Annotated in this window: 22 protein-coding genes; 8 read left to right on the top strand and 14 right to left on the bottom strand. The window is 39.1% G+C overall.

All coding sequences use genetic code 11. From position 1 onward, the window contains the following. Nucleotides 1-115 precede the first annotated feature (115 nt). Nucleotides 116-598, top strand: a complete 483-nt coding sequence (locus tag GQS55_RS15590) for a hypothetical protein (RefSeq protein ID WP_159821369.1) — start codon at nt 116-118, stop codon at nt 596-598. A 41-nt stretch (nt 599-639) separates the two neighbouring features. Continuing rightward, nucleotides 640-1,440: a tetratricopeptide repeat protein gene (locus GQS55_RS15585; RefSeq protein ID WP_159821368.1), complete on the top strand. Its 801-nt coding sequence runs from the start codon at nt 640-642 to the stop codon at nt 1,438-1,440. Nucleotides 1,441-2,096: 656 nt separating this feature from the next. Here the strand turns inward: GQS55_RS15585 and GQS55_RS15580 are convergent. The 14 genes from GQS55_RS15580 to gspC form a co-directional block, all read right to left on the bottom strand. Further along, nucleotides 2,097-3,698: a cytochrome-c peroxidase gene (locus GQS55_RS15580; RefSeq protein ID WP_236559664.1), complete on the bottom strand. Its 1,602-nt coding sequence runs from the start codon at nt 3,696-3,698 to the stop codon at nt 2,097-2,099. Nucleotides 3,699-4,364: 666 nt separating this feature from the next. Continuing rightward, nucleotides 4,365-5,129: a type II secretion system protein N gene (locus GQS55_RS15575; RefSeq protein WP_159821367.1), complete on the bottom strand. Its 765-nt coding sequence runs from the start codon at nt 5,127-5,129 to the stop codon at nt 4,365-4,367. Nucleotides 5,130-5,212: 83 nt separating this feature from the next. Then, nucleotides 5,213-5,698 carry a type II secretion system protein GspM gene (gspM, locus tag GQS55_RS15570; protein WP_159821366.1) on the bottom strand — a complete coding sequence of 162 codons (486 nt, stop codon included), beginning with the start codon at nt 5,696-5,698 and terminating at the stop codon, nt 5,213-5,215. Next, entirely contained in the window at nt 5,698-7,140 is a 1,443-nt protein-coding gene (gspL, locus tag GQS55_RS15565; RefSeq protein WP_159821365.1) for a type II secretion system protein GspL, read from the bottom strand. The genes gspM and gspL overlap by 1 nt, the downstream gene beginning before the upstream one ends. Next, entirely contained in the window at nt 7,140-8,168 is a 1,029-nt protein-coding gene (gene gspK, locus GQS55_RS15560; protein WP_159821364.1) for a type II secretion system minor pseudopilin GspK, read from the bottom strand. Before gspK ends, gspL begins: the two co-directional genes overlap by 1 nt. Further along, entirely contained in the window at nt 8,168-8,845 is a 678-nt protein-coding gene (gspJ, locus tag GQS55_RS15555; protein WP_159821363.1) for a type II secretion system minor pseudopilin GspJ, read from the bottom strand. Before gspJ ends, gspK begins: the two co-directional genes overlap by 1 nt. Continuing rightward, on the bottom strand, nt 8,845-9,264 hold the full coding sequence (gspI, locus tag GQS55_RS15550; protein ID WP_159821362.1) for a type II secretion system minor pseudopilin GspI: 420 nt from the start codon (nt 9,262-9,264) through the stop codon (nt 8,845-8,847). The genes gspJ and gspI overlap by 1 nt, the downstream gene beginning before the upstream one ends. Then, nucleotides 9,257-9,883 carry a type II secretion system minor pseudopilin GspH gene (gene gspH / locus GQS55_RS15545; RefSeq protein WP_236559663.1) on the bottom strand — a complete coding sequence of 209 codons (627 nt, stop codon included), beginning with the start codon at nt 9,881-9,883 and terminating at the stop codon, nt 9,257-9,259. The genes gspI and gspH overlap by 8 nt, the downstream gene beginning before the upstream one ends. A gap of 46 nt (nt 9,884-9,929) precedes the next feature. After that, complete coding sequence (gspG, locus tag GQS55_RS15540) at nt 9,930-10,382, bottom strand: type II secretion system major pseudopilin GspG (RefSeq protein ID WP_159821360.1); 453 nt, start codon at nt 10,380-10,382, stop codon at nt 9,930-9,932. Between the two features lie 609 nt (nt 10,383-10,991). Next, complete coding sequence (gspF, locus tag GQS55_RS15535) at nt 10,992-12,224, bottom strand: type II secretion system inner membrane protein GspF (RefSeq protein ID WP_159821359.1); 1,233 nt, start codon at nt 12,222-12,224, stop codon at nt 10,992-10,994. A 37-nt stretch (nt 12,225-12,261) separates the two neighbouring features. Next, nucleotides 12,262-13,746 carry a type II secretion system ATPase GspE gene (gene gspE / locus GQS55_RS15530; RefSeq protein ID WP_159822913.1) on the bottom strand — a complete coding sequence of 495 codons (1,485 nt, stop codon included), beginning with the start codon at nt 13,744-13,746 and terminating at the stop codon, nt 12,262-12,264. Between the two features lie 29 nt (nt 13,747-13,775). Then, nucleotides 13,776-14,000 carry a hypothetical protein gene (locus GQS55_RS15525; protein WP_159821358.1) on the bottom strand — a complete coding sequence of 75 codons (225 nt, stop codon included), beginning with the start codon at nt 13,998-14,000 and terminating at the stop codon, nt 13,776-13,778. Continuing rightward, nucleotides 14,000-16,165, bottom strand: a complete 2,166-nt coding sequence (gspD, locus tag GQS55_RS15520; RefSeq protein WP_159821357.1) for a type II secretion system secretin GspD — start codon at nt 16,163-16,165, stop codon at nt 14,000-14,002. The genes GQS55_RS15525 and gspD overlap by 1 nt, the downstream gene beginning before the upstream one ends. 104 nt (nt 16,166-16,269) lie before the next feature. Further along, nucleotides 16,270-17,241, bottom strand: a complete 972-nt coding sequence (gene gspC, locus GQS55_RS15515; RefSeq protein WP_159821356.1) for a type II secretion system protein GspC — start codon at nt 17,239-17,241, stop codon at nt 16,270-16,272. Nucleotides 17,242-17,634: 393 nt separating this feature from the next. Between gspC and galU the strand changes: the two genes are divergently transcribed. The 6 genes from galU (at nt 17,635) to GQS55_RS15485 (ending at nt 24,457) form a co-directional block, all read left to right on the top strand. Beyond that, entirely contained in the window at nt 17,635-18,534 is a 900-nt protein-coding gene (galU, locus tag GQS55_RS15510; RefSeq protein ID WP_159821355.1) for a UTP--glucose-1-phosphate uridylyltransferase GalU, read from the top strand. A 208-nt stretch (nt 18,535-18,742) separates the two neighbouring features. Continuing rightward, the gene (gene pgi, locus GQS55_RS15505) at nt 18,743-20,419 is read left to right on the top strand and encodes a glucose-6-phosphate isomerase (protein WP_159821354.1); all 1,677 of its coding nucleotides are present in this window, start codon (nt 18,743-18,745) and stop codon (nt 20,417-20,419) included. 360 nt (nt 20,420-20,779) lie between these two features. Continuing rightward, complete coding sequence (locus tag GQS55_RS15500; protein WP_159821353.1) at nt 20,780-21,163, top strand: response regulator; 384 nt, start codon at nt 20,780-20,782, stop codon at nt 21,161-21,163. A 91-nt stretch (nt 21,164-21,254) separates the two neighbouring features. Then, nucleotides 21,255-21,800: an adenine phosphoribosyltransferase gene (apt, locus tag GQS55_RS15495; RefSeq protein ID WP_159821352.1), complete on the top strand. Its 546-nt coding sequence runs from the start codon at nt 21,255-21,257 to the stop codon at nt 21,798-21,800. A gap of 6 nt (nt 21,801-21,806) precedes the next feature. Continuing rightward, entirely contained in the window at nt 21,807-24,023 is a 2,217-nt protein-coding gene (dnaX, locus tag GQS55_RS15490) for a DNA polymerase III subunit gamma/tau (RefSeq protein ID WP_159821351.1), read from the top strand. A gap of 107 nt (nt 24,024-24,130) precedes the next feature. Beyond that, entirely contained in the window at nt 24,131-24,457 is a 327-nt protein-coding gene (locus tag GQS55_RS15485; protein WP_159821350.1) for a YbaB/EbfC family nucleoid-associated protein, read from the top strand. Nucleotides 24,458-24,683: the final 226 nt, after the last annotated feature.

Raw genomic sequence — 24,683 nt, 5'->3', positions numbered from 1 at the left:
TTAACTTACAATTGAGTTAATTAAAAAGAGAGCCTCGGCTCTCTTTTTTATTTATAGTAGCGCTGTAAATTCGTTATACAAATAGTCATTTATAAAATTTTTATTGGAGAGAATAATGAGAAATATACTAATCATCTTTATCATCGCATTGTCATGCTACCTTGGTTACAACCAGTTTATAAATAATGACAGTAGCAATGAGTTAGCTGTTGAAAATAAAGCACCAAAACAAGCTAACAGTGCCGTTGGCATTACAAGAGTTGAAGAAGACGTAGACCTAGCAACAGGTGTTGATATTTCCCAAATAAGCTATTTTGGTACTTATAGTCAATACCGTAAAACTGACACTTTTGAAGCGGAGCTTGTGGTAGAGATTATTGACGAAACACATTACCGTCATAAACGCATTGTCACAAAAGATGGCACAACACAAGAAGCTGAAGTACAAGGTACTTATAAAGTAATTAATGATTCAGTATTACAATTAATTTATCCAGAAGAACGTAATAAAGCCATTTTTCCGACACCTAAAGCATTATTCACCGTTGAAGAAGACGGTACTTTATCAACGGGTGACTGGCAGTTAATCAAAAATTAGTAAGTTTGTAATATTAACTTAATCAATAAAGAGGGATAAAGGTGAAAAAACTCAATTATTTACTTATTATGTTGATATTTTCATGTCCACTTTTAGCTGAACAAGTTGACTCAAACCAATTTAGCCCTGAGCAATTTGCACAAGAGTTAACGTTGGCTGAGGATGGCAACGCAACAAATCAATATAATGTAGCTTATGCTTATCATCATGGTGATGGTGTTATCAAAAATAAGGAAAAAGCCTTATTTTGGTACGCTAAAGCAGAAAGCTCAAATAAAGCTGCAGTAAGGTACAAAATTGGCCGATTATATGAAACAGGTAATTTATTACCCCAAAGCATAGATAAAGCGGTTTCAAATTATCAATTTGCAGCTAAGCATAATGACCCTTATGCGCAAGCAAATTTAGGGGTCTTGTACATGGAAGGGCGTGGAGTAGAAAAGGATATTGATAAAGGCTTGATGTGGATAACTAAAGCTGCAGAAAAATATTCTTTAGAAGCGCAGGTAAATTTAGCCAACTTTTATCGTATGCCTGGGAAATATCAAGACTTAGAAAAAGCTATTCATTGGTATGGTTTAGCTGCAGAAGGAAATAGTGGCTTTGCTCAAATGGAGTTAGGTAAATATCACGTATCAATTAAGAAATATGACATAGCAAAAAGACTTTTTACACAAGCTGCTGTTAATGGTATATCAGAAGGAAATTTAATGTTAGCAATGCTGTATGATAAAGGTCTTGGTGTTGACAGAGATATTAACTTGATAAAAGAATATTTATCCAAAGCCGCAGATGGTGGCAATGATAGGGCTAAGCAAATGCTTAAGCGACTCGTTAAATAGCGTCATTAAGTACAATATTGACCTGTATGGCTTAATAGAATAATATTTTGTTTATATTGGTTGCTTGCAATCAATATAAACAAATTTTAAATTGCTAAATATCGATTTTCATTAACTAATAGCTTACTAATACTATTACAATAATTTATCAGAACTATTATTTCACCGTCCCTGAACTCTTGCCTTGTCATTCTGAACTACTGCCTCGTCACTCTGAACAAACACCGTCATTCTGAACTTGATTCTGAATCTCAAACGTTATGTTGTGTAGTTGATGAATTCGCTACCCTACGGACTATTCAACCACACGCATGGGATTCCGTATCAAGTGACCTACGGAATGACAAAGGAAGGGCAGCGGAGTGACGACGAATGTCGCCAGTTCTTATTATTAGGCGAATAAATTCGCCCCTACGTTGATGTCGTTCACCTTTGCCTAACAATGTTTTTGTAAGGGCGTATGTAGGGGCGACTTAAGTCGCCAGTTCTTATTATTGGGCGAATAAATTCGCCCCTAAGGTGATGTCGATCACCTTTGCCTAACAATGTTTTTGTAAGGGCTTATGTAGGGACCTACGGAATGACGGGCAGGGCGACCAAGGGATGACTGGGCTTAACTCCTACATTCCTTGGCTACTTTTACCTACTTATTTCGGCTATAAAGCATTACCTTCGCCATCAATAGCAATTAGGCGTAAGCCATCAGGATCAGCCTCGTTGTCGTCAAGGATCCATTGGCTCATACATTCTCTGTCTTCAACACAAGGATCCGTTAGTGTTTCAACAAACGCGACTAATTCAGCAACCTCAGTATCAGTGAGTGTTATATCTTCAATACTTGGAATACCAGCAGCGCGATTTAGTACTAGTTTATCAATAGCGCGTTGAGTATACATTACGCTGTCTGTGGCATGAATAGCTGGATCTAATTGAGAGAAGTCGTATTCATCTAATGCTTGTTGTGGATTTAAATGAGTACGAATAGCATGGCTAAGGGTTTTTGACGCACCAGCGTGTCCCCAAGGACCTGTCGCGGTAACATTGAGTAATGAAGGTGTTCTAAAAGCATATTTTTCATCTTCATTAAGGCTTTCTCTATAGCGACCAAAATCTTCTGTACCATCTTCGCCGTCACCTTTACCTCGGCCAAGTTGTATCATACCAATAACGTGGAAGTCTTCGTCTGTGAAAAAGTCACCACTGTGACATGAACTACAGTTTGCACCACCATTTTCTGCTGTATTAAAAAATAGCTTTGCACCACGTTTTGCGGTGTCGCTTATCGCGTTATCATCTCCTTGTACGTATTCTTTCCAAGGGGTTTGAACAAATATTTGTGATCTTTCATATTCGCCAATCGCTTGCGCAATATTGTTGAAAGTAATTAACTCTTCTGCTGTGCCATCGGGATCGTCAAAACCTGTTTTAAACTCTGCTAACCATTCGTTCATGGCTAACATACCCCCTAACGGATTACCGTAATTACCTAAACGCTGAGCTAAATTATCTCTCACTTCTGCATTTGTTGTGCCTTCAAAGTTAGTGTAGTTTTTCATTTCTTCATCTGAAGTAACAGGAAACCTTGCTTGTGCGGCAACTAAGTTATTAGCTGCGTTACTATCACTTATGCCAAAAGCCGTATCAGGCGTGCGAATACCTAAGCCATCGTTTCCGTTCATTTTCGGAGTTTTACCTAAACTTTCAACTCGACCATCATGAAACATGTAGCTGTCCCAAAGAGCAATGTTAAACGTTGTAGGTGAGTTTCTTGGCACTGTTGCAGCACCACTATAATAATATTCACCAGTAACACTGTGAACTCGACCTGGGCCTAATAAATCAGGTTGTTCAGCGTCTACACCGACAGGTAAGGCAAGATCATCACCACCGCCTAGCATAGGGTGATGACAACTAACACAAGCGGAATCTAAATCGCCCCCTAAGCTTTTAGTATAAAATAATTTCATGCCTAATTGAGCTTGCGGGTCGTCAATACTTGGTAGCTCGCGGTCAGTACTTGGATCGCCTGTTAGTTTTTGTGCAGTAATAATTTCTCTAAGTTCAGTGTCTAGAGAAATAACTGGCTCTGTCGGAACGTTATCATCAGTACTTGAATTATTGTCGTTACAACCAGCTAAAAATAGGGATAATGCGAGCATTATTGAGCTATTTTTTAGTACTTTTTTAACTCCCTTCTTTGGCGATTTCGATAAAGATGAATTGATATACTGTGAGTTGTTAAGTGAAAGATTACTCATTTGGATCTTCCGTGATAGATTTCGGGACATGTTGTTTTTCGCCATTTTATATAAATAAATTAATTCTTCATTCTTAATTTTAAAGTCGCTTAATTCCCAATTTATGCTCAGGTAGTACTCAATTAACGTATAACATTACGTATAAGTAACGAAAATTGCAGTTTAATTGGTATAAATGCGACTTAAAATTTCAAGCAACAAAATATACGCATATTTAAAAATAAAACAAGAATATTTTATTACATATAGCGTAATCAGTAGCTTGGGTACTATTCAACCATACGCATGAGATTCCGTATTAAGTAACCTACGGAATGACAGGCAGGGCAACGGAGTGACGACGAATATCGCCAGCTCTTATTATTAGGCGAATAAATTCGCCCCTACGTTGATGTCGATCACCTTCGCCTAACAATGTTTTTTGTAAGGGCGTATGTAGGGTGAATGTAGGGGCGACTTCAGTCGCCAGTTCTTATTATTAGGCGAATAAATTCGCCCCTACGGTGATGTCGATCACCTTCGCCTAGCAATGTTTTTTGTAAGGGCGTATGTAGGGGCGACTTCAGTCGCCATCCTACCGACTATTCAACCACATGCATGGGATTCCGTATTAAATGACCTACGGAATGACAAAGGTGGTGACCTGTGTACTAGTTAACGAAAAAACTAAAACACTAAACGGTAGCGGCCACGGCTATCTGGCGTACCTAAAAAAGGTAAGGCGTCGTTAAGGGCGGCTGGAAACTTAGGGCCTGGTGTTAAATATCCCTTGCCAGATGCTTTGCCATTTTGACCAACTGATGCGGTAAAGGTTAAGCCTAAATCATTTTTTGGTGACATCACTAAGGTTAATACCCCGTTTGCACAGCTAATGTCAGCGCTAAGTTGACCTAATGGCACTGTTTTATCTAATGCAGTAATACCGGCTTTCGACCACGCGCCATTACCGGTTGCACTAATACATTGGTTGTTTTTAGTGAGGTCAATTTCTGCTGATGATACTGTTAACTTAACATCACCTTGCGCTAGCATCGGTAAAGGCAGTGGTAGTTGCTGTGCAACGTCATTAGCACTGACTAATAAGTTAAGGTTTGTTAATGTCGCTTTATCTGACGACAGTGCTAAGTCAAACTGACCCTCAGGACCTGCTTTAAATGAATCCCCAAAAGTAATAGATAGCTTCGGTGTTAAACTCAATAAAGACCAAAAACTGACGCGTGCTTCCACTTTATCAATCGGTGCACCGTTAATCATCGCTTGGTTAATATGAGTATGCCAAACACTGCCGCTCACCCCCGATAGATAAATACTATTCATCACGTTTTTAGGTAAGGTCACATGCTTTAATACAAAGGCAGTGGGTAATGTTGCGATTAAAAAGCCAATATAAGCGATTAAAAAAATAATCCCCATGGCAATCTTATTTCTCATTGATTATCTCAGTCTTGGTTGTTCATTGATTGTTTCTTGCTGATTAACTCAGTGGAACACGTAAAATTAAAAAGAGTACTCGCTTAGTGCTTACCTAGCTGTAAACGACGCACTCGTACTTCGCCTTGGTTATCACCTTGCGATAGGTCAATAGCTTGCACTTGTAACCCTTCATTATTCGCTAAGCTCTCTAACCAGAGTAGTAACTGGGTAAATGGGACACTATCAAGCCACACCAGTAAAATCTCACCTTGAGGCTGCATACGTGTAATGGTCAGTTGTTGACGCTCTGCCGTGCGATTAACGATACTTGATAAACTACCACTGCTTTGCTTTACACCACCGACTGATTTCGCGCTTTTATAACGTGCTGTGTTTTCTGTTACCCATGTTAGTAGCGCTTGTCTGCTCTCAAGTCTTGTTTTGCCATTGGCAACATTATCATTGAGAGGTTGCCAAATGAGGCTATACAGTAAAAAAAGTGAACATACTGCGCCAACGCCCATCACTAAACGTTGCTCACGTAAGTTAAGCCCTTGCCACCATGTTTTAAGTGAAGCGATATTCATTACGAGCCTTCCTTGCTAACAATACTAAAGGAGCCAGTTACTTGCTCACCCTGATTATTCTGTGCACCTTGTTTTACCTCAACGTTTGCTAAGGCTAATGCATTTTTAAATTGTTCAAAGTGCTGATAATCATCAGCAATGGCTTGTAACCTAAGCTCTTGTCTTTTACCGTCAAACTTTAACGACTCAGGTTTTAAGCTCGGGACTTTAGCAAAGGCGGGTTGTACTTGTGCCAACATCGATAAAAAGCCAACTTGCTCAGTTGCACTACCCAAACTTGATAACTCTCGGCTAAGCTGTGATTTTATTGTGCCAATACGAACACGTTTAGCCCCAGGGAATGCTTGCTGATATTGTTTAATAATTTGCGCTTCAATGTCTGCTTGTTGTGCTGAGAGTTGAAATAACTGTGCACTTTTATAACCCACATTTAACAATAAAGCACAAACAGCAAATCCTGCTGCCCAAAGCCAATTATTAATATGCGGTGAGCGGCGCTCTTTTACTTTAAACTCGCCTTGCAATAAGTTGAATGTACTCGCTTGGCTATGTTTTTGACTGCTCTGTTGAGCAAACAAGGCTAACGGTAGCTCTTCTCCTGCATTGACTATGGTAATCGCTGACTTGCTGTCTTTAGCATCAAGCTTATCGATTGATTCAAATGCGGGTAAAGCTGAATAAGCATTAATCGTTAAGATATTGTCTGACGTTGTATTGCTTTGAGCATTGCTTTGACTACTATTTTGCGCATCACTTTTAACCGCATTTTTAGCGGCATTTTTTTTGTCACTGACGTCTTCTGCCGCTTGGGCTAAAGCAATTCTATTTTGTAGCGTAAATTGCCACGCTTCACTATCAAGTGCATAGCCTTGCCATGCACCTTGGCGAATAATAATCTGCGTTGGCTTATGTTGCCCACTTAAGCGCTGTCCCGTTACAGTCGCTTGCGATGAAACACGCTCAGGGTGTAGCGCAATAGCGCTCCACTGCTCGTCAACATAAGGCATCGCCAATACATCAGGCAGCATGCTTTTAGTATTAATACCGGCGTCATCTAGCCAAGACTGCCACAATAACATTTGTGCACGTTGAGTAATGGCAACAAAGCAGTTATGTTCGCTGTTATCATTAGTAATATTGGCATAGGCAAAGAATAACTCATCAACATCTTGTGCTAACTCATCTTCTAACATGTAAGGCACAGCAGAAAGCATTGCTCTGTGTGACTTAGTGGGTACGGTTAAACGTTTTAATAAGACGTCACAGCTGGGTACAAAGACCTTAACAATACGTTGTTGTGCTTTTTCGGTTAATGCGCTTAACTGCTCAGCATGGGTTAATACACCACTGGCAATAATTTCTTGCTCTAGCGTATTGAATATCAACCAAGATATTTCATCTTGGGCTTGGCTACCTAGGCGTATATATAAAGTTTCGGCCATTAATTTCGTCCTACGGTGCGACTAAGCACATTGATGTACTTATTCTCGGTTATTTTCATTACGGAGTTCATGGCATAATAACTTTCATTAAAACTGGCGCTCGCTTTCAGGTTGAAATATTCGCTATCGATATCAAAGCTATCTTTTTTATCATTGAAGTTTTCAATTTGTACAATGGCAGGTAAATTGTAAAAAGTGTCGAGTGAATCAAAGCCTTTTTCACCTCTAGCGCTTAATACATCTTGTGCTTGTTCTACTGTTGAGCCAAGAAGCGCTTGTAATAATTCAACGTGTTTACTGTTAATGGTATTAATGTTTACTTTGTGTAATTCACTGCCAGGGATAACACAAACATAAGGTTTAATTGCATTAATAACAGCAGGAGTAAAATGTTCAATAACTCTTAATTCATTGACACTGGCTAAATAATTATTGGCCGCAAGATAAGGAAACTCACGTGAGGCATAATCATTATCCTCTGCACCACCGGCACTACTTATACTTGTGTCTGCATCTAACCAATCGGTGAGGGCATCCGCCATTGATTCAGCTTCAAATTGACTAACATTTTCTAGTTGTAAGTTAATTAATAGCGCTTCAAAGGCAAGACGAGCAGGGGCCTTATTATCGCCCTGATTCCTCGTATTATTATTACTTTGGTCTTGATCTTCTTTATATGGGGCGCGTAATGCATTTAAATTTAAGCAGCTTTGTAGATCTGTTATTTCGCCTGTTATTTCACCGAAATCGACCGGAAAAGTGGTTTCACCTTCAGCCCAAGCTTGGCCTAAGTTAGTAACATTTGGCTCTGCTGTAAAAACTTTTATTAATACTCTTTTGGTAAACGCTTCAGCGCCCATGGCATACCAATAAGCTTGTTGGTTAAAGCTAACATTAGCGCTACGCTGCATTTGTACCTGTAAACGCGCCGTCATTTGACTGGCAATAACAGCACAAAGTGCAACGATAAGCATAACGGTTATTAGTGCAACACCTTGTTGTTTATTAAATCTTTTGGAATTTATCATTACGAGCCTAAACCTAGTGCTTTATCCGTTGTTTTTTGAAGCAATCCATCACCAGGTACCAAATACTGACGCCGAATAAGACCATAATCTTTTGTGTCAATTTCAATGGCGATTGCTAACGGTAAGGTATCTTTTTCCCAAAGCTCTAACCAATCTTTACCGTCAAAGTACTCAAAATCGACCTTGGTAACATCATGAATTAATGGTCTTACTTTTGGCTCTTCACCGACCACTGAATCAACAAAATTAAAGTGTAAACGTTCAAGTGTTTCTTCTGTTATTCTGTAAGCTATTGGTTGCATGTCGCTACGAGGTAATAATAGTCTAGGATTAGTCCATCCACTTCGTACAAAAGCGATTACTTGTTCTTCGTTTTCGAAACCGTCACTAGAGCTTTGTATTAAACGTGTTTGTGGTGCTTCACCATTAAGGCGCATACTACGACGTGAGATCTGGGTAAGGTCACGCTCTATAATTAAAAAAGCACGTTGTAACTCGTTTTGTCGTTCGCTATGTTTTTTCGCCATTTCATCGCCACTTAATACCGAATTAAAAATAGTGAAACTAGATAGACTAATAATTGAAAATATAGCAATAGCAATGAGTACTTCTAATAAAGTAAATCCTTTATTACGTGTTATATAAGGTTGTGAGTGTATTATGGGGTTAGTTAGCATTAGGATTCCACTTTAGAAACAAAGGTGGTTAAACTGCTTACGGCTAGTTCGTCATCTGGATCTTTTCTAATTTCTATTACAACAGAGCGCATATCATCATCAGTGGTTTTAATTACTTTTTTATGCCAATACCAAGTCCGGCCAGCAAGCTTTACTTCGCCTTTAACATTGTTTTTTGGTGGCCATGTTTTATCTAGGTTTACTGCAACTAATTGATTCGAGGCAACCCAACCGGCAAACATTTTAGTTTCTAGATAACCGATGTTACGGGCATTATTACTGGCTGTCCCGAGTAATGCGATACCTGCAATCGAAAAAACAGCTAAAGCAAGCATAACTTCAATAAGGGTAAAGCCAGGTGATCTTTTTTTACGTAAAGCCTTAGCGTTGACGTTTTTTATGTTTAATGAATTAATCATCTAACACGGGTCCTTCAACTTTTAATGGTGTGCTATATAGACCACTGACCCGATAAGCTAAATCAGATAAATCTTCATTAAGTGATGCTTCATCGGTAAAGTAAAATGTAAGGCTAAAAGGGGTAATATCACCACCAGATAAAATATACACTTGCGGTGTTAACCCTTTTTCATCGTCGGATTTTTTAGTTTTTTCGATGTCATCAAAAGAAAGGTATGATTCTTCTTCAGTTCCGAATGCAGAAGAGTCAAAAAGTAATGGCTCTTCAATGGGTAAATCGTCTAATTCTAAGGTAAAGGTAACCCCTTCTGGTAACTCTTGAGCTGCTAACCAATCTTGCTCAGGTATTTCACTCCATTTTAGACCGTCATAGCCAAGAAATTGATAGCTACTTTTATCAATATATAAACCCAGTTCAATATTATTGAGTAAGCCATAGTTTGCCGCACTTTCAAAAAGTGTTGAAAATTCATAGCTTACTTTTTTTAAGGTATCTTCTGGACGTTTTGTTGAGAAGTTAAATTGCACCGCTGAAATAATTAAGCCAATTAATGCGATCACCACCAATACCTCAAGTAAGGTAAAGCCTTTATTTTTTGTGGTAAATGTTCTCTTCAAAATACTATTCATCCGTTATATGTTGTGTGCTTCTTATTAAATTCAATTACTGGTAATCGCCCAAATTCCAATTACCAATATCATCTTCAGTGCCAACCTCTCCGTCTGGTCCTGCAGTAAATACATCCATTTTTCCTTGCTCGCCTGGATTCAATAAAAAGTATTCGTTGCCCCACGGATCTTTAGGAAGACGTTTTACATAACCACCATCAGGAAAGCGACGTGGGATAGGTTCAATATCGGTTTGATCTGTTAATGCTTCTAACCCTTGTTCAGTACTTGGATAATCGTAGTTATCTAATTTATACATACTTAAAGAGTTTTCTAGTGCGGTAACATCTTGCACGGCCTTTTGTAATTTAGCTGTGTCTTGGCTACCCATTAAGTTTGGTACCACCACACTTAACATCATGCCGATAATTACAATTACCACCATTACTTCTAATAGCGTAAAACCTTGTGCTTTTTTGTGTGTATTTTTTAAATTTTTCTTAATCATTATTTTTTCCTAATTACTTTTATAAATTTAACTTCTATTATCCTGAGATTCCGTATTAAGCGACCTACGGAATGACGGAGATTGTTGCCTGAACACATTATTAGGCGAATAAATTCGCCCCTACGGTTAAATAATTCAATCACTTCGTAGGATCTTTTTGTAGGGGCGACTTCAGTCGCCTGTCCACAATACACACTACTAACCTCTGCATTATGTTATATCCCATTATTAGGCGAATAAATTCGCCCCTACAGTGAAATAATCAACACCTTCATAGGACGTTTTGTAGGGGCGGCTTCAGTCGCCTTTTCACAATAAACGCTATTAACCTCTGCATTATGTTATATCGCATTATTAGGCGAATAAATTCGCCCCTACGGTGATGTTGTTCACCTTCGCCTAACAATGTTTTTGTTAGGGCGTATGTAGGGGCGACTTCAGTCGCCTGTCCACAATACACACTACTAACCTCTGCATTATGTTATATCCCATTATTAGGCGAATAAATTCGCCCCTACAGTGAAATAATCAACACCTTCATAGGACGTTTTGTAGGGGCGGCTTCAGTCGCCTGATCTACTTGATTCAGGATCTCGCTTCATATTACGTTTATCCACCAACAAAGGTATTTAACTTCAATATAGGCTCTAATATGGCCATAACTATAAATAAAACAACCCCTGCCATGCCTACCATTAACGCGGGTTCGAATGCTTTTAATGATATATTCATTAATGCTTCAAATTCGTTATCTTGGTTGTCAGCGGCGCGACCTAACATTTGCTCTATTTGACCACTTTTTTCACCACTGGCGATCATATGCAACATCATTGGTGGAAATAATTTTGTTTGTTCAAGTGATAAATGTAGACTTGATCCTTCACGTACTTTGTCTGACGCTAACTTTACTTGCTGTTTAATGTATAAGTTATCAAGTACTTCGCCTGAAATTTTCATACTTTCTAATAACGGCACAGCACTCGCGGACAGTATACTTAAGGTTCTAGCAAAACGTGCAGTATTAAGACCTTTAGCTACTTTACCAATACCCGGTAAGTAGATAAGTCTTTGATGGAAGATCATCTGATACTTTGGTTTCTTCAATAGCTCTGAAACTATTAACATAAGACCGGCAATGAATAAAACAATCAAAAGACCATTCGCTTGTAAAAACTCACTGCTGGCAATTAAAAATTTAGTTGAACCAGGTAAATTTGCGCCCATGTGCTCAAATTGCCCTACAATCTGGGGAACAACTTTAGTTAACAATATCGCGATTACACCAATAGCAACCACTGTCATAATAACAGGGTACACTAAGGCTTGAATAAGTTGAGAACGCATCTGTTCTCGTTTTTCAGTATAATCAGCTAAACGGTTTAATACTTTATCTAAATGTCCTGATTTTTCACCTGCCGCAACCATAGCACGGTATAAATGATTAAATACTTTTGGATATTCAGCGAGACTTTCTGCTAAGCCATAACCTTCAGTTACCTTGGTGCGCACACCCATAATCATACTTTTAATACGATTTTTTTCACCTTGCTCGGCAACGGCTACTAGCGACTCTTCTAGTGGTAATCCCGACTCTACTAAGGTAGCTAACTGGCGAGTAATTAAAGACAATTCAGCAGCAGATATTTTTCCTGTGCCTTTGCTCTTACCCGAGCTAGCTTTACCTGTTTTACTTTTATTATGAGTAAGGGTAGGGGTTACTTCCGTCGGCATTAAACCTTGTTCACGCAATAATGCGCGGGCTTGCCTTGGTGTATCACCTTCAATAACACCTTTTTTATTTTTCCCACGGCTATCAACCGCAAGGTAATCAAATGCTGCCATATTTTTTAATCATTTCTTGTTGTTTGTAAATGTGCCATTAATCTTCTCGGGTAACGCGCAATACTTCTTCAAGCGTTGTTTGCCCCAACATAACTTTATCAAAGCCATCACGTCTAATTGACGCGGTGTTGGTGCGTATATATTTCTCTATACCTTGCTCACCATGCCCGTTATGAATCAACTCACGGACAGTGTCATCAACCACGAGTAATTCATGAATACCGGTTCTGCCACGATAACCTTTAAAGTTACATTCCTTGCAACCTTTCGGGTGGTAAATCACTTGTTGATTGTCGCTCGGTAAATTCAGTAACGTGCACTCTTCTGCACTGGGTAAATGACTTTCTCTACAATGTGGACACAAGGTTCTCACTAAGCGCTGCGCCAGTACGCCCAATAAACTCGACGATAATAAGAACGGCTCAACGCCCATATCTTCCATTCGCGTTATTGCCCCAGCAGCCGTATTGGTATGCAAGGTCGATAAGACTAAATGACCAGTTAAACTGGCTTGCACGCCGATTTGTGCCGTTTCTAAATCGCGAATCTCACCCACCATCACAACATCCGGGTCTTGACGTAAAATAGCACGTAAGCCTCTGGCGAAGGTCATGTCGACCTTGGTGTTCACTTGGGTTTGTCCAATGCCTTCAATCGCAAATTCGATTGGGTCTTCGACGGTTAGAATATTACGTTCACGCTCATCGATTTGTGTTAATCCCGCATACAAGGTCGTACTTTTACCCGAGCCCGTTGGCCCAGTAACAAGGATAATACCGTGCGGTTTTTCAATTAGCTGACCAAAGGCGTGACGATTAGCATCAGTCATGCCTAAATCTTGTAAATCTAATCGCGCAGCGTTTTTATCAAGTAAACGTAATACTACGCGCTCACCATGACCGGTTGGCATGGTCGATACACGTACATCAACTGCACGACCACCAATACGCAATGAAATACGACCATCTTGTGGGATACGTTTTTCAGCGATATCAAGCTTCGCCATGACCTTAATACGTGAAACAAGCAATGAGGCAAGTTTACGATTCGGTTTTAATACTTCACGTAACACACCATCAACACGAAAACGTATTTGCAGGGCATTTTCAAAGGTTTCAATGTGAATATCACTGGCACCTTCTTTAATGGCCTCACTGAGCATCGCATTAATGAGTTTGATGATTGGCGCGTCATCTTCATTTTCGAGTAAATCTTCGCTTTCGGTCATCTCATCAGCAAGGGAGTATAAATCAACTTCGTTACCAATATCTTCCATCATCTGCTGCGCTTCTGATGAATCACGTTGATACGCTTGCGTGAGTAATAACTCAAAGGCGGCAACTTCTTGTACTCGAAAGCTAAAGGGCGCTTTAATAATACGGCGCACTTCAACAATGGTATCAACGCTGATATTGGCCAAGCAATGCAGCACATAGTGCTCATCTTCTTTAGCGAGCAATACGCCAAAACGTTTCGCAAAGGCAAACGGTAAACGCCACGCGATAGCGGTTTCTTCACTGATTTCAGTTAACGCTTCACGCTCACTGTCGCTTAGGTTATCTGCTGCGTTGTTAGCGTTGTTATCAGCGCTCGCCTCAGTTGTACTATACCCGAGGTATTACTGACTAAACTCTCCACTAAGCTGTCAACATCATCTGCAATGGCCGCATGGTCCAAGTCAACCGACTCACCAAGCGCTGTTGCGCTTTGCTCGTCGATTGTAGCGACCGTGTTGCTTTTGCTTGCTCCGCTGTCTTTTATTACATCGTCAGACATTATTCATCATTCTCTTTAACATCATTGACCGGCAAGTCGTCTTTTACTGAGTATTCTTTAAGGCGCTTATCGTCTTGTACTGATTCTTGATACGCTTCAAACGATGGCGGTAATGTTAATTCATCACTCCACTGCGGCAAAAGAGGTAGGTTATCATCGTCCATTAACGATAAACCTTCTTCTTGCTTGCGTAATTGGTCTGCGCGAATAAAGTTATATTTCTCTTTCGCCATACTGTGCATCATTGCTGAATCAGTAATGATTTGCGGCTTAAGAAATACCATCAAGTTACGCTTACGCGTGCTACTGCTTGTTGACTTAAATAAGTGACCAATAATCGGGATGTCACCAAGTAACGGTACTTTTTGCACGCTTTCTTGTACATCTTCATCAATCAAGCCACCTAAGATAACCGTTTGACCACTTTCTACCATCACGGTGGTTTTGATTTCACGTTTGTTAATTGAAATATCGACACCCGTTGCGCCACTCACCGAGGAGACTTCTTGCTCAATGGTAAGCTGTACGCTGTTACCTTCGTTAATTTGTGGCGTCACTAATAATTTAATTCCCACTTCTTGACGTTCAACCGTTTGAAAAGGATTATCGTTATTACTACCCGTTTGAGAGCCTGTAATCACTGGGATTTCTTGGCCTACTAAGAAGTATGCTTCTTCATTATCCATGGTGGTAATGCTAGGGGTTGCTAGAATATTAGAGTTAGTGTCTGAGCTAACTGCTTGTACAATCGCGCCCCAGTCATTTTTCATAATACCAAACATACCGCCACTAACAGTACCCAATAGCTGCGCTAATAAAGTGTAATCACCGTCGGTATCATTGAGTGTATATTCATCTGAAATTTTCTCACCCGTTTCAGAAGAGTACACCGCAGGAACGGTATCACCATCAATACTGTCCGCAGCTTTAACACCCGCGGCAATACTTGAAACAGGCGCTACGCCGTTAGTGAACTGAGTAAAACCACCCGCTTCACTGTACCATTGCACACCTAGTTGTGCGCCATCGCTTTCATAGACTTCAACAATAATGGCTTCAATATGAACTTGTGCTCTTGGTACGTCTAATTGGCGAATAACGCCTTCTAATGAACGTAACATCTCAGGTTGTCCGGTGATAACAACGGTATTGGTTGCTTCATGGGCTTCGATACTGGTTTCGTTTTGTCCATTTGTTTTACCACCGGCTCTTGACGCTTGTGCTTCAGAAGATATAGTTTTACTAACACCGCTAAGCACTTTGACTAAATCTTCAGCTTTTGAGTATTTTAAGTAGTAAACACGGGTATTGCCGTTGCTCTCTAATTCGCTATCAAGTCGCTTCACTAAACGCACAACGCGCTCACGTGCTTTTACTTCACCACTAACAATAACGCTGTTACTGCGGTCATCGGCAACAATGGTCGGAATTAAGAAGGTTGCTTGCGCTGTTTTACCGGCACTTGGCTTATTCATCGCTTCAATAATACGCACCATCTCACCTGCTGATGCATATTGTAATTTAATAATTTCTACGTCTTGGTCACCCGCTCTATCAACACGTTCAATGATGTTCACTAAACGATTAACCGTCGCCGCTGTACCCGTTAACATAATGACGTTAGCTGGGTCATAGTTTGTGACGTTACCGCCACCTGCTTGGTCAGACAGTTGACGCAATAACGGCACAAGCTCACGTACCGTGACATTCTTTACTTCAACAATGCGTGTCACCATTTCATCGCCAACAATACTGCCGCCGCTGTCAACTACCGGAATAGCTGAGGTTTTAGCATCTTTATTACGAATGATTTTTACAATGTTGTTTTCACGCTCAATCGCCGCAAACCCATACACCGCTAACACGTTTAAGAAAAACTGATAATATTGCTCTTCCGATAACAAGTCATAACTGCGCACATTAATTTTACCGCGCACGTTCGGGTCAACAATCATGGTCTTTTTCAAGTTTTTACCCACAATAGTGACAAACTCGACAATTTCTGTGTCTTTAAAGCTTGGCGAATACTCCGCAGCGCTCGCTTGTCCCACCGCAAAAATACCGCTAAAGCTCAATGCTGTCACTAAAACCAAACTCAATGATTGAAGTTGCTTAAACTTGTGGCGTAATGGCTTAACCACAATGGCGTTTAAGGTTGTGCCCATGAAAAATTCCTTATTGCTTCTTTGCTATCCACGATGAATACCAAAGGTTAATACTAAAGGCTCACACTCAAGATAAATGCAAACGTTAATGCTAAAATAGGTTGTTATTCAATACTAAACATTATTTCAATTAGCTCGTTGTTTCGCTCAACTAACAATGAAATGTTTTGTGCTGTTTTTAAGGCTGACATCGCTTGTGCTGCCTCTAAAGGCACCAATAAATCATGCCCATTCATTTGTGTTGCTACATCGCCTGACTTTAAACCCGATAAGGCAAAAAACTCAGGACTTTTACCCGGTGATAAACGATACCCCGAAATCTGACCGTTTTTACGGGCCGGTGTAATGCGAAGGTAATCGGTTATTTTTCCTGGATTGTTGTTTAAATCATTACGTAACTGTTGTGCTGCTTGTTTTAAATTATCATTCTTGCGTTGGTCAATGACCGTGCCCTTTTCAGGAGCGACTTTCGGGCCACTTCGCTCAGCGGCATTCGCATTGTGCGCTTTTTTATGCGACACACTTTGCGCCGGTTGATTATAGTCAGCGCCATCAAGCATCAAGGTTTCTAAACGTCCTGACTGCTTAATGATAACCCGGTCAATTAATACTTTTTCAAGCGTTGCCCGCGTACCTTCAATAATGTCATCAATACCGTAGGTCGCTTGCTTTTTATTATGTTCAATAACCGCAGCCGCAATCGCCATATTATCACTGGCCACTAAACCTGATAAGGTCAGTTGTAAACGCGTTTCAGGTGCTGAGGTGATTTCTTCTATCGTTTGTGTTTTGGCTACTTGATTATACTCGCCAAACAAATGCAACGATTGTAATTGCGATAAATCAACCTTATTACCTTGTAATTGATTTTGTGCTTGTCGTTGAGCGGCACTGAGATTACCTGCATTTTTATTACCAATGCTTTGTCCCGCCGTTGGCATTATCATCCAGGTGATCTTGGCCAAGATAAAAGCGATATAAATTAACAAGCAGAGACAGATAGCTTGCGCTATTTTTTTCTGAGGTAATTTGGCTATTAAGTTGTTAATAAAAATGAAATTGTTGGGTAAAACCATTGAATAAACCATGAATGTAAAAAGTGATTACAAACAAATTAGATAAATGTCGAACAGTAATGATACTTGACCTAGATGATAGCAACAAGGGATGTAACTTTATTTTACAATTTAATTAGTTTGTTTCGTTTATTATAAATTTTATTGCGAGAACCTATGACGAGAGGCTGTGCTCTGTTTTTTTGCTTTATTGTTAAATGAATAGTTAAAGTAATAGTTACACTAACACTTATATTAATGCTCTCTTGATACAAGAACTTGATTAAAATGCTCAAATAACAACTAATCACCAGCATAATTGTAAATAAGGTAAGTTACGTATTTACTATTAACATAAGGCAGGTGTAGCATAGGATATGTTTTTTTTGTATTAATTAAAAATGAAGGATTAGAATGAACAAGAAAATAACCAAAGCCGTAATTCCTGTCGCAGGGTTAGGTACACGTATGTTACCAGCGACTAAAGCTATTCCAAAAGAAATGCTACCGATAGTTGATAAGCCATTAATTCAATATATTGTTGACGAATGTGTTGCTGCAGGTATTAAAGAAATAGTATTGGTTACTCACTCTTCTAAAAACGCTATTGAAAATCATTTTGATAAATCATTTGAGCTTGAAACTACATTAGAAAAACGTGTTAAACGTCAATTGCTTGAAGAGATTCAAGCAATTTGTCCTAAAGATGTCACCATATTACATGTTCGCCAAGGTGAAGCAAAAGGGCTTGGTCATGCGGTATTAAAAGCACGACCTATTATTGGCGAAGAGCCATTTGTTGTAGTATTACCTGATGTTATTTTAGATGAAGCTTCTGCTAATTTAAAAACTGAAAATTTAGCGGCAATGCTTCGCAGATACCAAGATGTGGGTGGTTATAGCCAAATAATGGTTGAACCTGTACCTATGGAACAAGTAAGTAGTTATGGTGTAGTTGATTGTGGTGGCGTTGAGCTAGCTCCTGGCGAATCACAACCTATGACAGCGGTTGTTGAAAAACCTGCAGTCGAAGATGCGCCTTCAAACTTAGCCGTTGTTGGTCGTTATGTGTTATCTGAAAAAATATGGGAATTATTAAGAATAACGCCTCCAGGTGCAGGAGATGAAATTCAATTAACTGATGCTATTGCGATGTTAATGGAAAAAGAAACGGTTGAAGCTTTTCATATGACAGGTAAATCACATGATTGTGGTTCCAAATTAGGTTATATGAAAGCCAATGTTGAATATGCATTAAGACATCATGAGTTAGGCGCAGAGTTTAAAGATTTCTTGAAAACCTTGTCTCTATAGTTATTGTGATAGTCTTAGTTTTTAAACTGAGGTAATGATAACTATCGTAATGTGATAGCTATACTAGTTATTGATGCCGTGATTGGTTAGATATTTCGGCATCAACTTCAGCTAAAAGTTAGGAAAAAAAATTAATTAAGAAGCACTTAGTCTAATGCATCAATTTAAGAAAACAATAACGGTGAATCAGGAAGTACACTAACAAGATATGGAACTCTTTAATAAAACTATTCAACAAAAGGCAAAGCTAGCGAAAGAACGTTCGATTTTTTCATTGTTCGATTTACCAGCCGAATCAGCAATTGATTCGTTACGCAGTATGCCAAATAGAGCAGACGATTTTTCTGTCAGTGCTGCTGAACTTTACCTCGATTATTCTAAACAAAACATCACTAAAGCAGAGATCGCGCAGTTAATTTCTTGGGCAAATACTCAGGGGTTAGCTCAAAAAATGCAATCGATGTTCCGTGGTGACAAAATAAATAACACTGAACAGCGTGCTGTTTTACATACTGCATTACGAGCACCTGAACAGGTAAAGAAACGAGTCTTAGGAAACGAAGCCAAGCAAGTTGAAGCAACTGAACAACGCATGGCTGATATTGTTGATGATATACAAAAAGGAAAACTCCTAAGCGCAACAGGAGAAAAGTTTACTGATGTATTAGCTATTGGCATTGGTGGCTCTTATTATGGTATTAAAGTTGGTTTAAGTGCTTTGCAACCTTATCACTGTACTGGCTTGAAGGTGCATGTTATTGCTAATGTTGATGGCGGCGCTGTTACTGAAAAACTTAATACCCTCAATGCTGCTACAACGCTAGTCGTTATTATTTCTAAAACGTTTACCACACAAGAAACCTTGTTAAATGCGAAAGCGATTAAAACCTGGATGCTAACGCAACTAGCTGATGATAATGCGATTGCAAAACAATGGTTTGCGATAAGTAGTAATGTGGATAAAGCACAAGCCTTTGGTTTAGAGCCTAGCCATGTTCTGCCTATGTGGGATTGGGTTGGCGGACGTTTTTCTGTATGGTCTGCAGTTGGTTTACCTTTGGCATTAGCTATTGGTACTGAACATTTTAATGCTTTTAAGGCTGGGGCTTATCAAATGGATAAGCACTTTCAAGAAAGTGATTTCTCTGAAAATATGCCGGTGTTAATGGCGTTGATTGGTTTGTGGAATCGTAATGGCTTGGATTATGCCAGTTTGGCTGTTTTGCCCTATGATCATGCATTAAGAGCGCTTCCTGGCTACCTTCAACAGACGGATATGGAAAGTAACGGTAAGTCAGTGTCTAGCGAAGGAGAAAAGTTGAGTTGGAAAACAGCTCCGATTGTCTTTGGACAAGAAGGAACCAATGGCCAACATGCTTTTATGCAATTGATGCATCAAAGTGATGAGATTATACCAACAGACTTTATTGTTGCTTTACAAGGGACAAGTTTGTTAGAGGAACATCATAAAGTGCTAGTTGCTAATTGCTTTGCGCAAAGTGAAGCATTAATGCAAGGTAAAAACATAGAACAAGTAAAGGCTGAATTGCTTAATAATGGCCTAACTGAAACAGAGATTACTGCTTTAGCACCGCATAAAACGATGAAAGGAAATACGCCAAGTAGTACCTTGTTAATGCAGTCATTAACACCTAAATGCTTTGGTGCCATGCTCGCCCTGTATGAACACAAGATTTTTGTACAAGGTATGTTATGGCAAGTAAATTCTTATGATCAATGGGGTGTCGAATTAGGAAAGCAATTAAGTGAGCAAGTACTTACCTATATGGAAGGCGAAGCTTACGCTGATAATATAGATAAGAGTATGTCGTCATCGAGTCTTAAGTTAATCACGCTTTTCCTAGATCAAAATAAAAAAACATAATAACCATATTTTATATGCTTAGCCATATACTCAGCGAGTACTCAGCCATATAGGAAGCTATAGGGCTGAGTACAGACAGCCCTAATCTTTGGTGTTTAGCTGCTTTATTCTTAAGGTGATTTACCTGCACTAGTTTGAGCAATCCCCGCATACATAACTTCTCTAGACGACCGCTTAATTAACCATAAATAAATAGAACAACATCGTGTAAGGAAATAGTAACACTAGAATAAAACTGTAATAATACTGGGCTTTGTTATTATCTTTATTTAGGGTAAAATACGCACCGTGAAGGGAAGCTATATCTTTGTAGCGTAGTCCGAAATAAGGACTAATTGATATATAGGCGTGAAGTTTTATATGAATATTTTAGTAATTGATGACAACAAAAGTGTACGAGAAAATATTAGTAAACTATTAACATCAGTTGGGTACACTATTACTACCGCGGTTAACGGGCTAGATGGCTTTGAAAAAGCGCAAAAAGAATCATTTCATCTTTATATTATTGATCACCTTATGCCATTAATGAATGGTGCAACCTTAACTAAAAACCTTAAGCAAACACCTTTTTGTGCGCCAACGCCTGTTTTGTTTATGACAACGCAAAATAAACAAAGTGTAGAAAACTTACCAGAATTTAATTTATTTAGTAATGTTGTCACTAAACCTGTGAATGAAACTAAGTTTATGTCTACAGTAAAGTGTTTACTGGGTAATGTCCGAACAAAAATAGCCCTGTAATAGTAATGTAAATAAGATCATCACTATAAATATCGGCTGAATTGTTTTATTCTTTGTCATTATTAAATTTTTACTCGGTATAAGAACAGTAATGACTGAACAACAATTAGCACAATTAAAATCTGCCATCAAAGCAATCCCTGATTACCCTGTGGAAGGTGTTTTATTCCGCGACGTTACTAGTCTACTAGAAAACGCAGAAGCCTTTGCATTAACGATAGACCTGCTCACTGAAAAATATAAAGACCAAGGATTTACCAAGGTTGTTGGTACTGAAGCTAGAGGTTTCTTATTTGGTGCGCCTTTAGCACTAGCATTGGGTCTTGGTTTTATTCCTGTTCGTAAACCCGGTAAACTTCCTAGACAAACTTTTGCACAAGCTTATCAACTTGAATATGGTGAAGATGTATTAGAAATTCATCGTGATGCGTTAAGTGTTGATGACAAAGTGTTAATTATTGATGACTTACTTGCAACCGGTGGCACTATCGAGGCGACGACGAAATTGATACGCCGCATTGGTGCTGAAGTGAAGGATGCAGGTTTTGTTATTTCTTTACCTGACTTAGGGGGTGAGAAGCGATTAGAAGCAATCGGCCTTACTACGTCATCTCTTGTGCAATATTCTGGTGAATAAAATTATATGAGTTATCAAGTTTTAGCAAGAAAATGGCGTCCCAAGTGTTTTGAAGAGCTTGTAGGGCAAGAACATGTAGTTACTGTACTTGTTAATGCTTTACTGCAACAACGTTTACATCATGCGTATTTATTTACGGGAACACGAGGTGTGGGTAAAACCACAATCGCCAGAATTTTTGCTAAAAGCTTGAACTGTGAAACAGGTATTACAGCCACACCATGTGGAAAATGTGATACCTGTTTGGAAATAGATCAAGGTAGATTTGTTGATTTACTTGAAATTGATGCAGCCTCAAAAACTAAGGTAGATGACACTAGAGAAATTCTAGATAACGTGCAGTATGCGCCAACACGTGGTCGCTATAAAGTCTACCTTATTGATGAAGTGCATATGTTGTCGCGTAATAGCTTTAATGCGTTATTGAAAACGTTAGAAGAGCCGCCTGAACATGTAAAATTTATTTTAGCGACTACCGATCCGCAAAAATTGCCGGTTACTGTGTTATCTCGTTGTTTACAGTTTCATTTAAAAGCGCTAACGGTTAAGCAAATTGAAAGTAAACTGACCGAAATATTAGGCTATGAAAACGTTACCCATGCTAGTGGTACATTAACCTTACTGGCTAAAGCTGCCAGAGGCAGTATGCGTGACTCTTTAAGTTTAACTGACCAAGCGATAGCGCAAGGTCAGGGCAATATAACGTTGCCTAATATTCAAGAAATGTTAGGTGGATTAGATCAAAATTGGGTGTATAAAATTGTTATTGCGTTATTAAAACAAGACGGGGTAAGTTTAATGGCGTTATCCCAAGAAATAGCAAGTTATGCGCCTAGTTATAGCCGTTTATACGCTGAGCTTATACAGCTTTTCCATCAAATAGCGATATTACAAATTGTTGATCAACATTTTGATTTACCTACAGAACACGCACAATTACTGAAAAAATTTAGTCAGTCGATGTCCGCAGAAGATGTGCAACTTTTTTATCAAATTTGTGTTAATGGCCGTAAAGATTTGCCTTATGCATCAGATGAACAAGCAGCGTTTGATATGACGTTACTGCGTTTATTTGCGTTTAAACCAATGCAGAAAGAGTCGTTACCGCCAATAGAAGCGAGTGCACTTAATCAAACTGCTCCTGTATCTGACATCAAGAGTTTAGATGATGCGTTTATGGAAACGTCTTCAAGTGATGAGCAAGCTTTAGCACAACAAATGCATGATATAGAGCAACAGGCGGTTGATATTCAACAAGCTGAGCCAATACCATTTTCAAGTCAAGCAGATGAAGTGCCTCATGTTGCAGAAGATAATAGCTATGTTCCACAAGGTGAAGCGTCACCAGATTTAGCCACGCAAAACTTTGTACCGCAAGGTATCGTAGAAGAAATAGCACCGACGCAAGAAAATAATTTTTCTGGACAAGAACAAAAACAAGAACATGAACATGAACAAGAAAAACAACATCAGAAGCCCGCGATTCAAGAGCAAACTCTTAATGAGCGACCTATACACCCAGAGCCCATGCACGCAGATCCTACGAATACATCAACTGCACCAATAAAAGCAGATGATACATCTGCATTTAATAGCCCGGTAAGCTCAGTGTTAGCGACTCGTAATATGTTACGCAGCCGAAAAAAACAATTGGATAAGCAGGGAAAAAAGTCTGATGGCGCCATAGCGCGTCAAGTTGATATCGGTAATCAAAGTACATTAAACAAAGGCTCAGAAAATACAGGTTCAGCAAAGGCTGATGTTGAAAAAATAGCGCTACCTAAACCTGCCGAGCCATATCAAGCGGAAAGTATTGACCCTGCAACTATTCGTAAAGCGAATCAAGTTGATCAATGGGCACATATGATTGATTCAATGGAGCTTACTGCGCGTTTAAGGCAGTTAGCAATTCATGCAACTATTGATGAGAATTCGACAGACAACAATTTAATTTTATGCTTAAATCAAGCGACAAAACATTTATACACTGACACAGCGCAACAGCAACTACAACAAAGTATCAGTCAGTTTTTATCACGCAATATACAAGTAACTATTAATATAGTTGAGCAAACCGTTGCTGATCCTTATCAAATTCAGTCACATATAAATGATAAACGTTATGATTATGCAAAAGACTTATTGAGAAAAGATGAATTGGTACAAGGCTTAGTACAACACTTTCAAGCGACCTTGGATGAAGATAGTATTACGCCAATTTGATTTTTTTGTTAATAACACCTTTTAAAATGTTGCTTTGACACCATATTGGTATAATGAGAGCAATAAATATTTTTAACCATTTTTAAAATAACTTATCGGAGAGAGTAATGATGAAAGGCGGTATGGGCAATTTGATGAAGCAAGCCCAACAAATGCAAGAAAAAATGCAAAAAGCTCAAGAAGAACTGGCCAAAATGGAAGTGGTAGGTGAATCTGGTGCAGGTATGGTTAAAGTTACTATGACTGGTAGCCACAGCGTACGTAAAGTTGAGCTTGATGATAGCTTAATGGAAGATGATAAAGATCTTATTGAAGATCTACTTGCTGCTGCAGTAAATGATGCTGTACGCCGTGTAGAAGAACAAAATAAAGATAAAATGGGCTCATTAACTGGCGGTATGCAATTACCACCAGGGATGAAAATGCCGTTTTAGGTTTATTATATGAGGTGCTATATTTTTATATAAAACCCATAGTAAGCTTATAAAAAACCGACTTTTATGTCGGTTTTTTCTTATTTGCAGTATACCGATTAGCGCTTCTTCTGCTGTTAGTTTTTCAAATACCGCACCAAGAAGAAATTGGCAGATTCAATCTCGAAGTGCATCACTGTAGGGGCGAATTTATTCGCCTATTAATGAGGTATAACATAATACAAAG

Origin of the sequence: Colwellia sp. 20A7 (assembly GCF_009832865.1) — a bacterium.
Lineage (GTDB): Bacteria > Pseudomonadota > Gammaproteobacteria > Enterobacterales > Alteromonadaceae > Colwellia.
The sequence above is the reverse complement of the archived record's forward strand: the minus strand, read 5'-3'. Positions and strand labels throughout refer to the sequence as shown.

Coding starts and splice junctions, on each gene's coding strand:
- GQS55_RS15590 (WP_159821369.1), top strand. CDS start 116: ATGAGAAATATACTAATCATCTTTATCATCGCATTGTCATGCTACCTT.
- GQS55_RS15580 (WP_236559664.1), bottom strand. CDS start 3,698: ATGAGTAATCTTTCACTTAACAACTCACAGTATATCAATTCATCTTTA.
- GQS55_RS15575 (WP_159821367.1), bottom strand. CDS start 5,129: ATGAGAAATAAGATTGCCATGGGGATTATTTTTTTAATCGCTTATATT.
- gspM (WP_159821366.1), bottom strand. CDS start 5,698: ATGAATATCGCTTCACTTAAAACATGGTGGCAAGGGCTTAACTTACGT.
- gspL (WP_159821365.1), bottom strand. CDS start 7,140: ATGGCCGAAACTTTATATATACGCCTAGGTAGCCAAGCCCAAGATGAA.
- gspK (WP_159821364.1), bottom strand. CDS start 8,168: ATGATAAATTCCAAAAGATTTAATAAACAACAAGGTGTTGCACTAATA.
- gspJ (WP_159821363.1), bottom strand. CDS start 8,845: ATGCTAACTAACCCCATAATACACTCACAACCTTATATAACACGTAAT.
- gspI (WP_159821362.1), bottom strand. CDS start 9,264: ATGATTAATTCATTAAACATAAAAAACGTCAACGCTAAGGCTTTACGT.
- gspG (WP_159821360.1), bottom strand. CDS start 10,382: ATGATTAAGAAAAATTTAAAAAATACACACAAAAAAGCACAAGGTTTT.
- gspF (WP_159821359.1), bottom strand. CDS start 12,224: ATGGCAGCATTTGATTACCTTGCGGTTGATAGCCGTGGGAAAAATAAA.
- GQS55_RS15525 (WP_159821358.1), bottom strand. CDS start 14,000: ATGTCTGACGATGTAATAAAAGACAGCGGAGCAAGCAAAAGCAACACG.
- gspD (WP_159821357.1), bottom strand. CDS start 16,165: ATGGGCACAACCTTAAACGCCATTGTGGTTAAGCCATTACGCCACAAG.
- gspC (WP_159821356.1), bottom strand. CDS start 17,241: ATGGTTTTACCCAACAATTTCATTTTTATTAACAACTTAATAGCCAAA.
- galU (WP_159821355.1), top strand. CDS start 17,635: ATGAACAAGAAAATAACCAAAGCCGTAATTCCTGTCGCAGGGTTAGGT.
- pgi (WP_159821354.1), top strand. CDS start 18,743: ATGGAACTCTTTAATAAAACTATTCAACAAAAGGCAAAGCTAGCGAAA.
- GQS55_RS15500 (WP_159821353.1), top strand. CDS start 20,780: ATGAATATTTTAGTAATTGATGACAACAAAAGTGTACGAGAAAATATT.
- apt (WP_159821352.1), top strand. CDS start 21,255: ATGACTGAACAACAATTAGCACAATTAAAATCTGCCATCAAAGCAATC.
- dnaX (WP_159821351.1), top strand. CDS start 21,807: ATGAGTTATCAAGTTTTAGCAAGAAAATGGCGTCCCAAGTGTTTTGAA.
- GQS55_RS15485 (WP_159821350.1), top strand. CDS start 24,131: ATGATGAAAGGCGGTATGGGCAATTTGATGAAGCAAGCCCAACAAATG.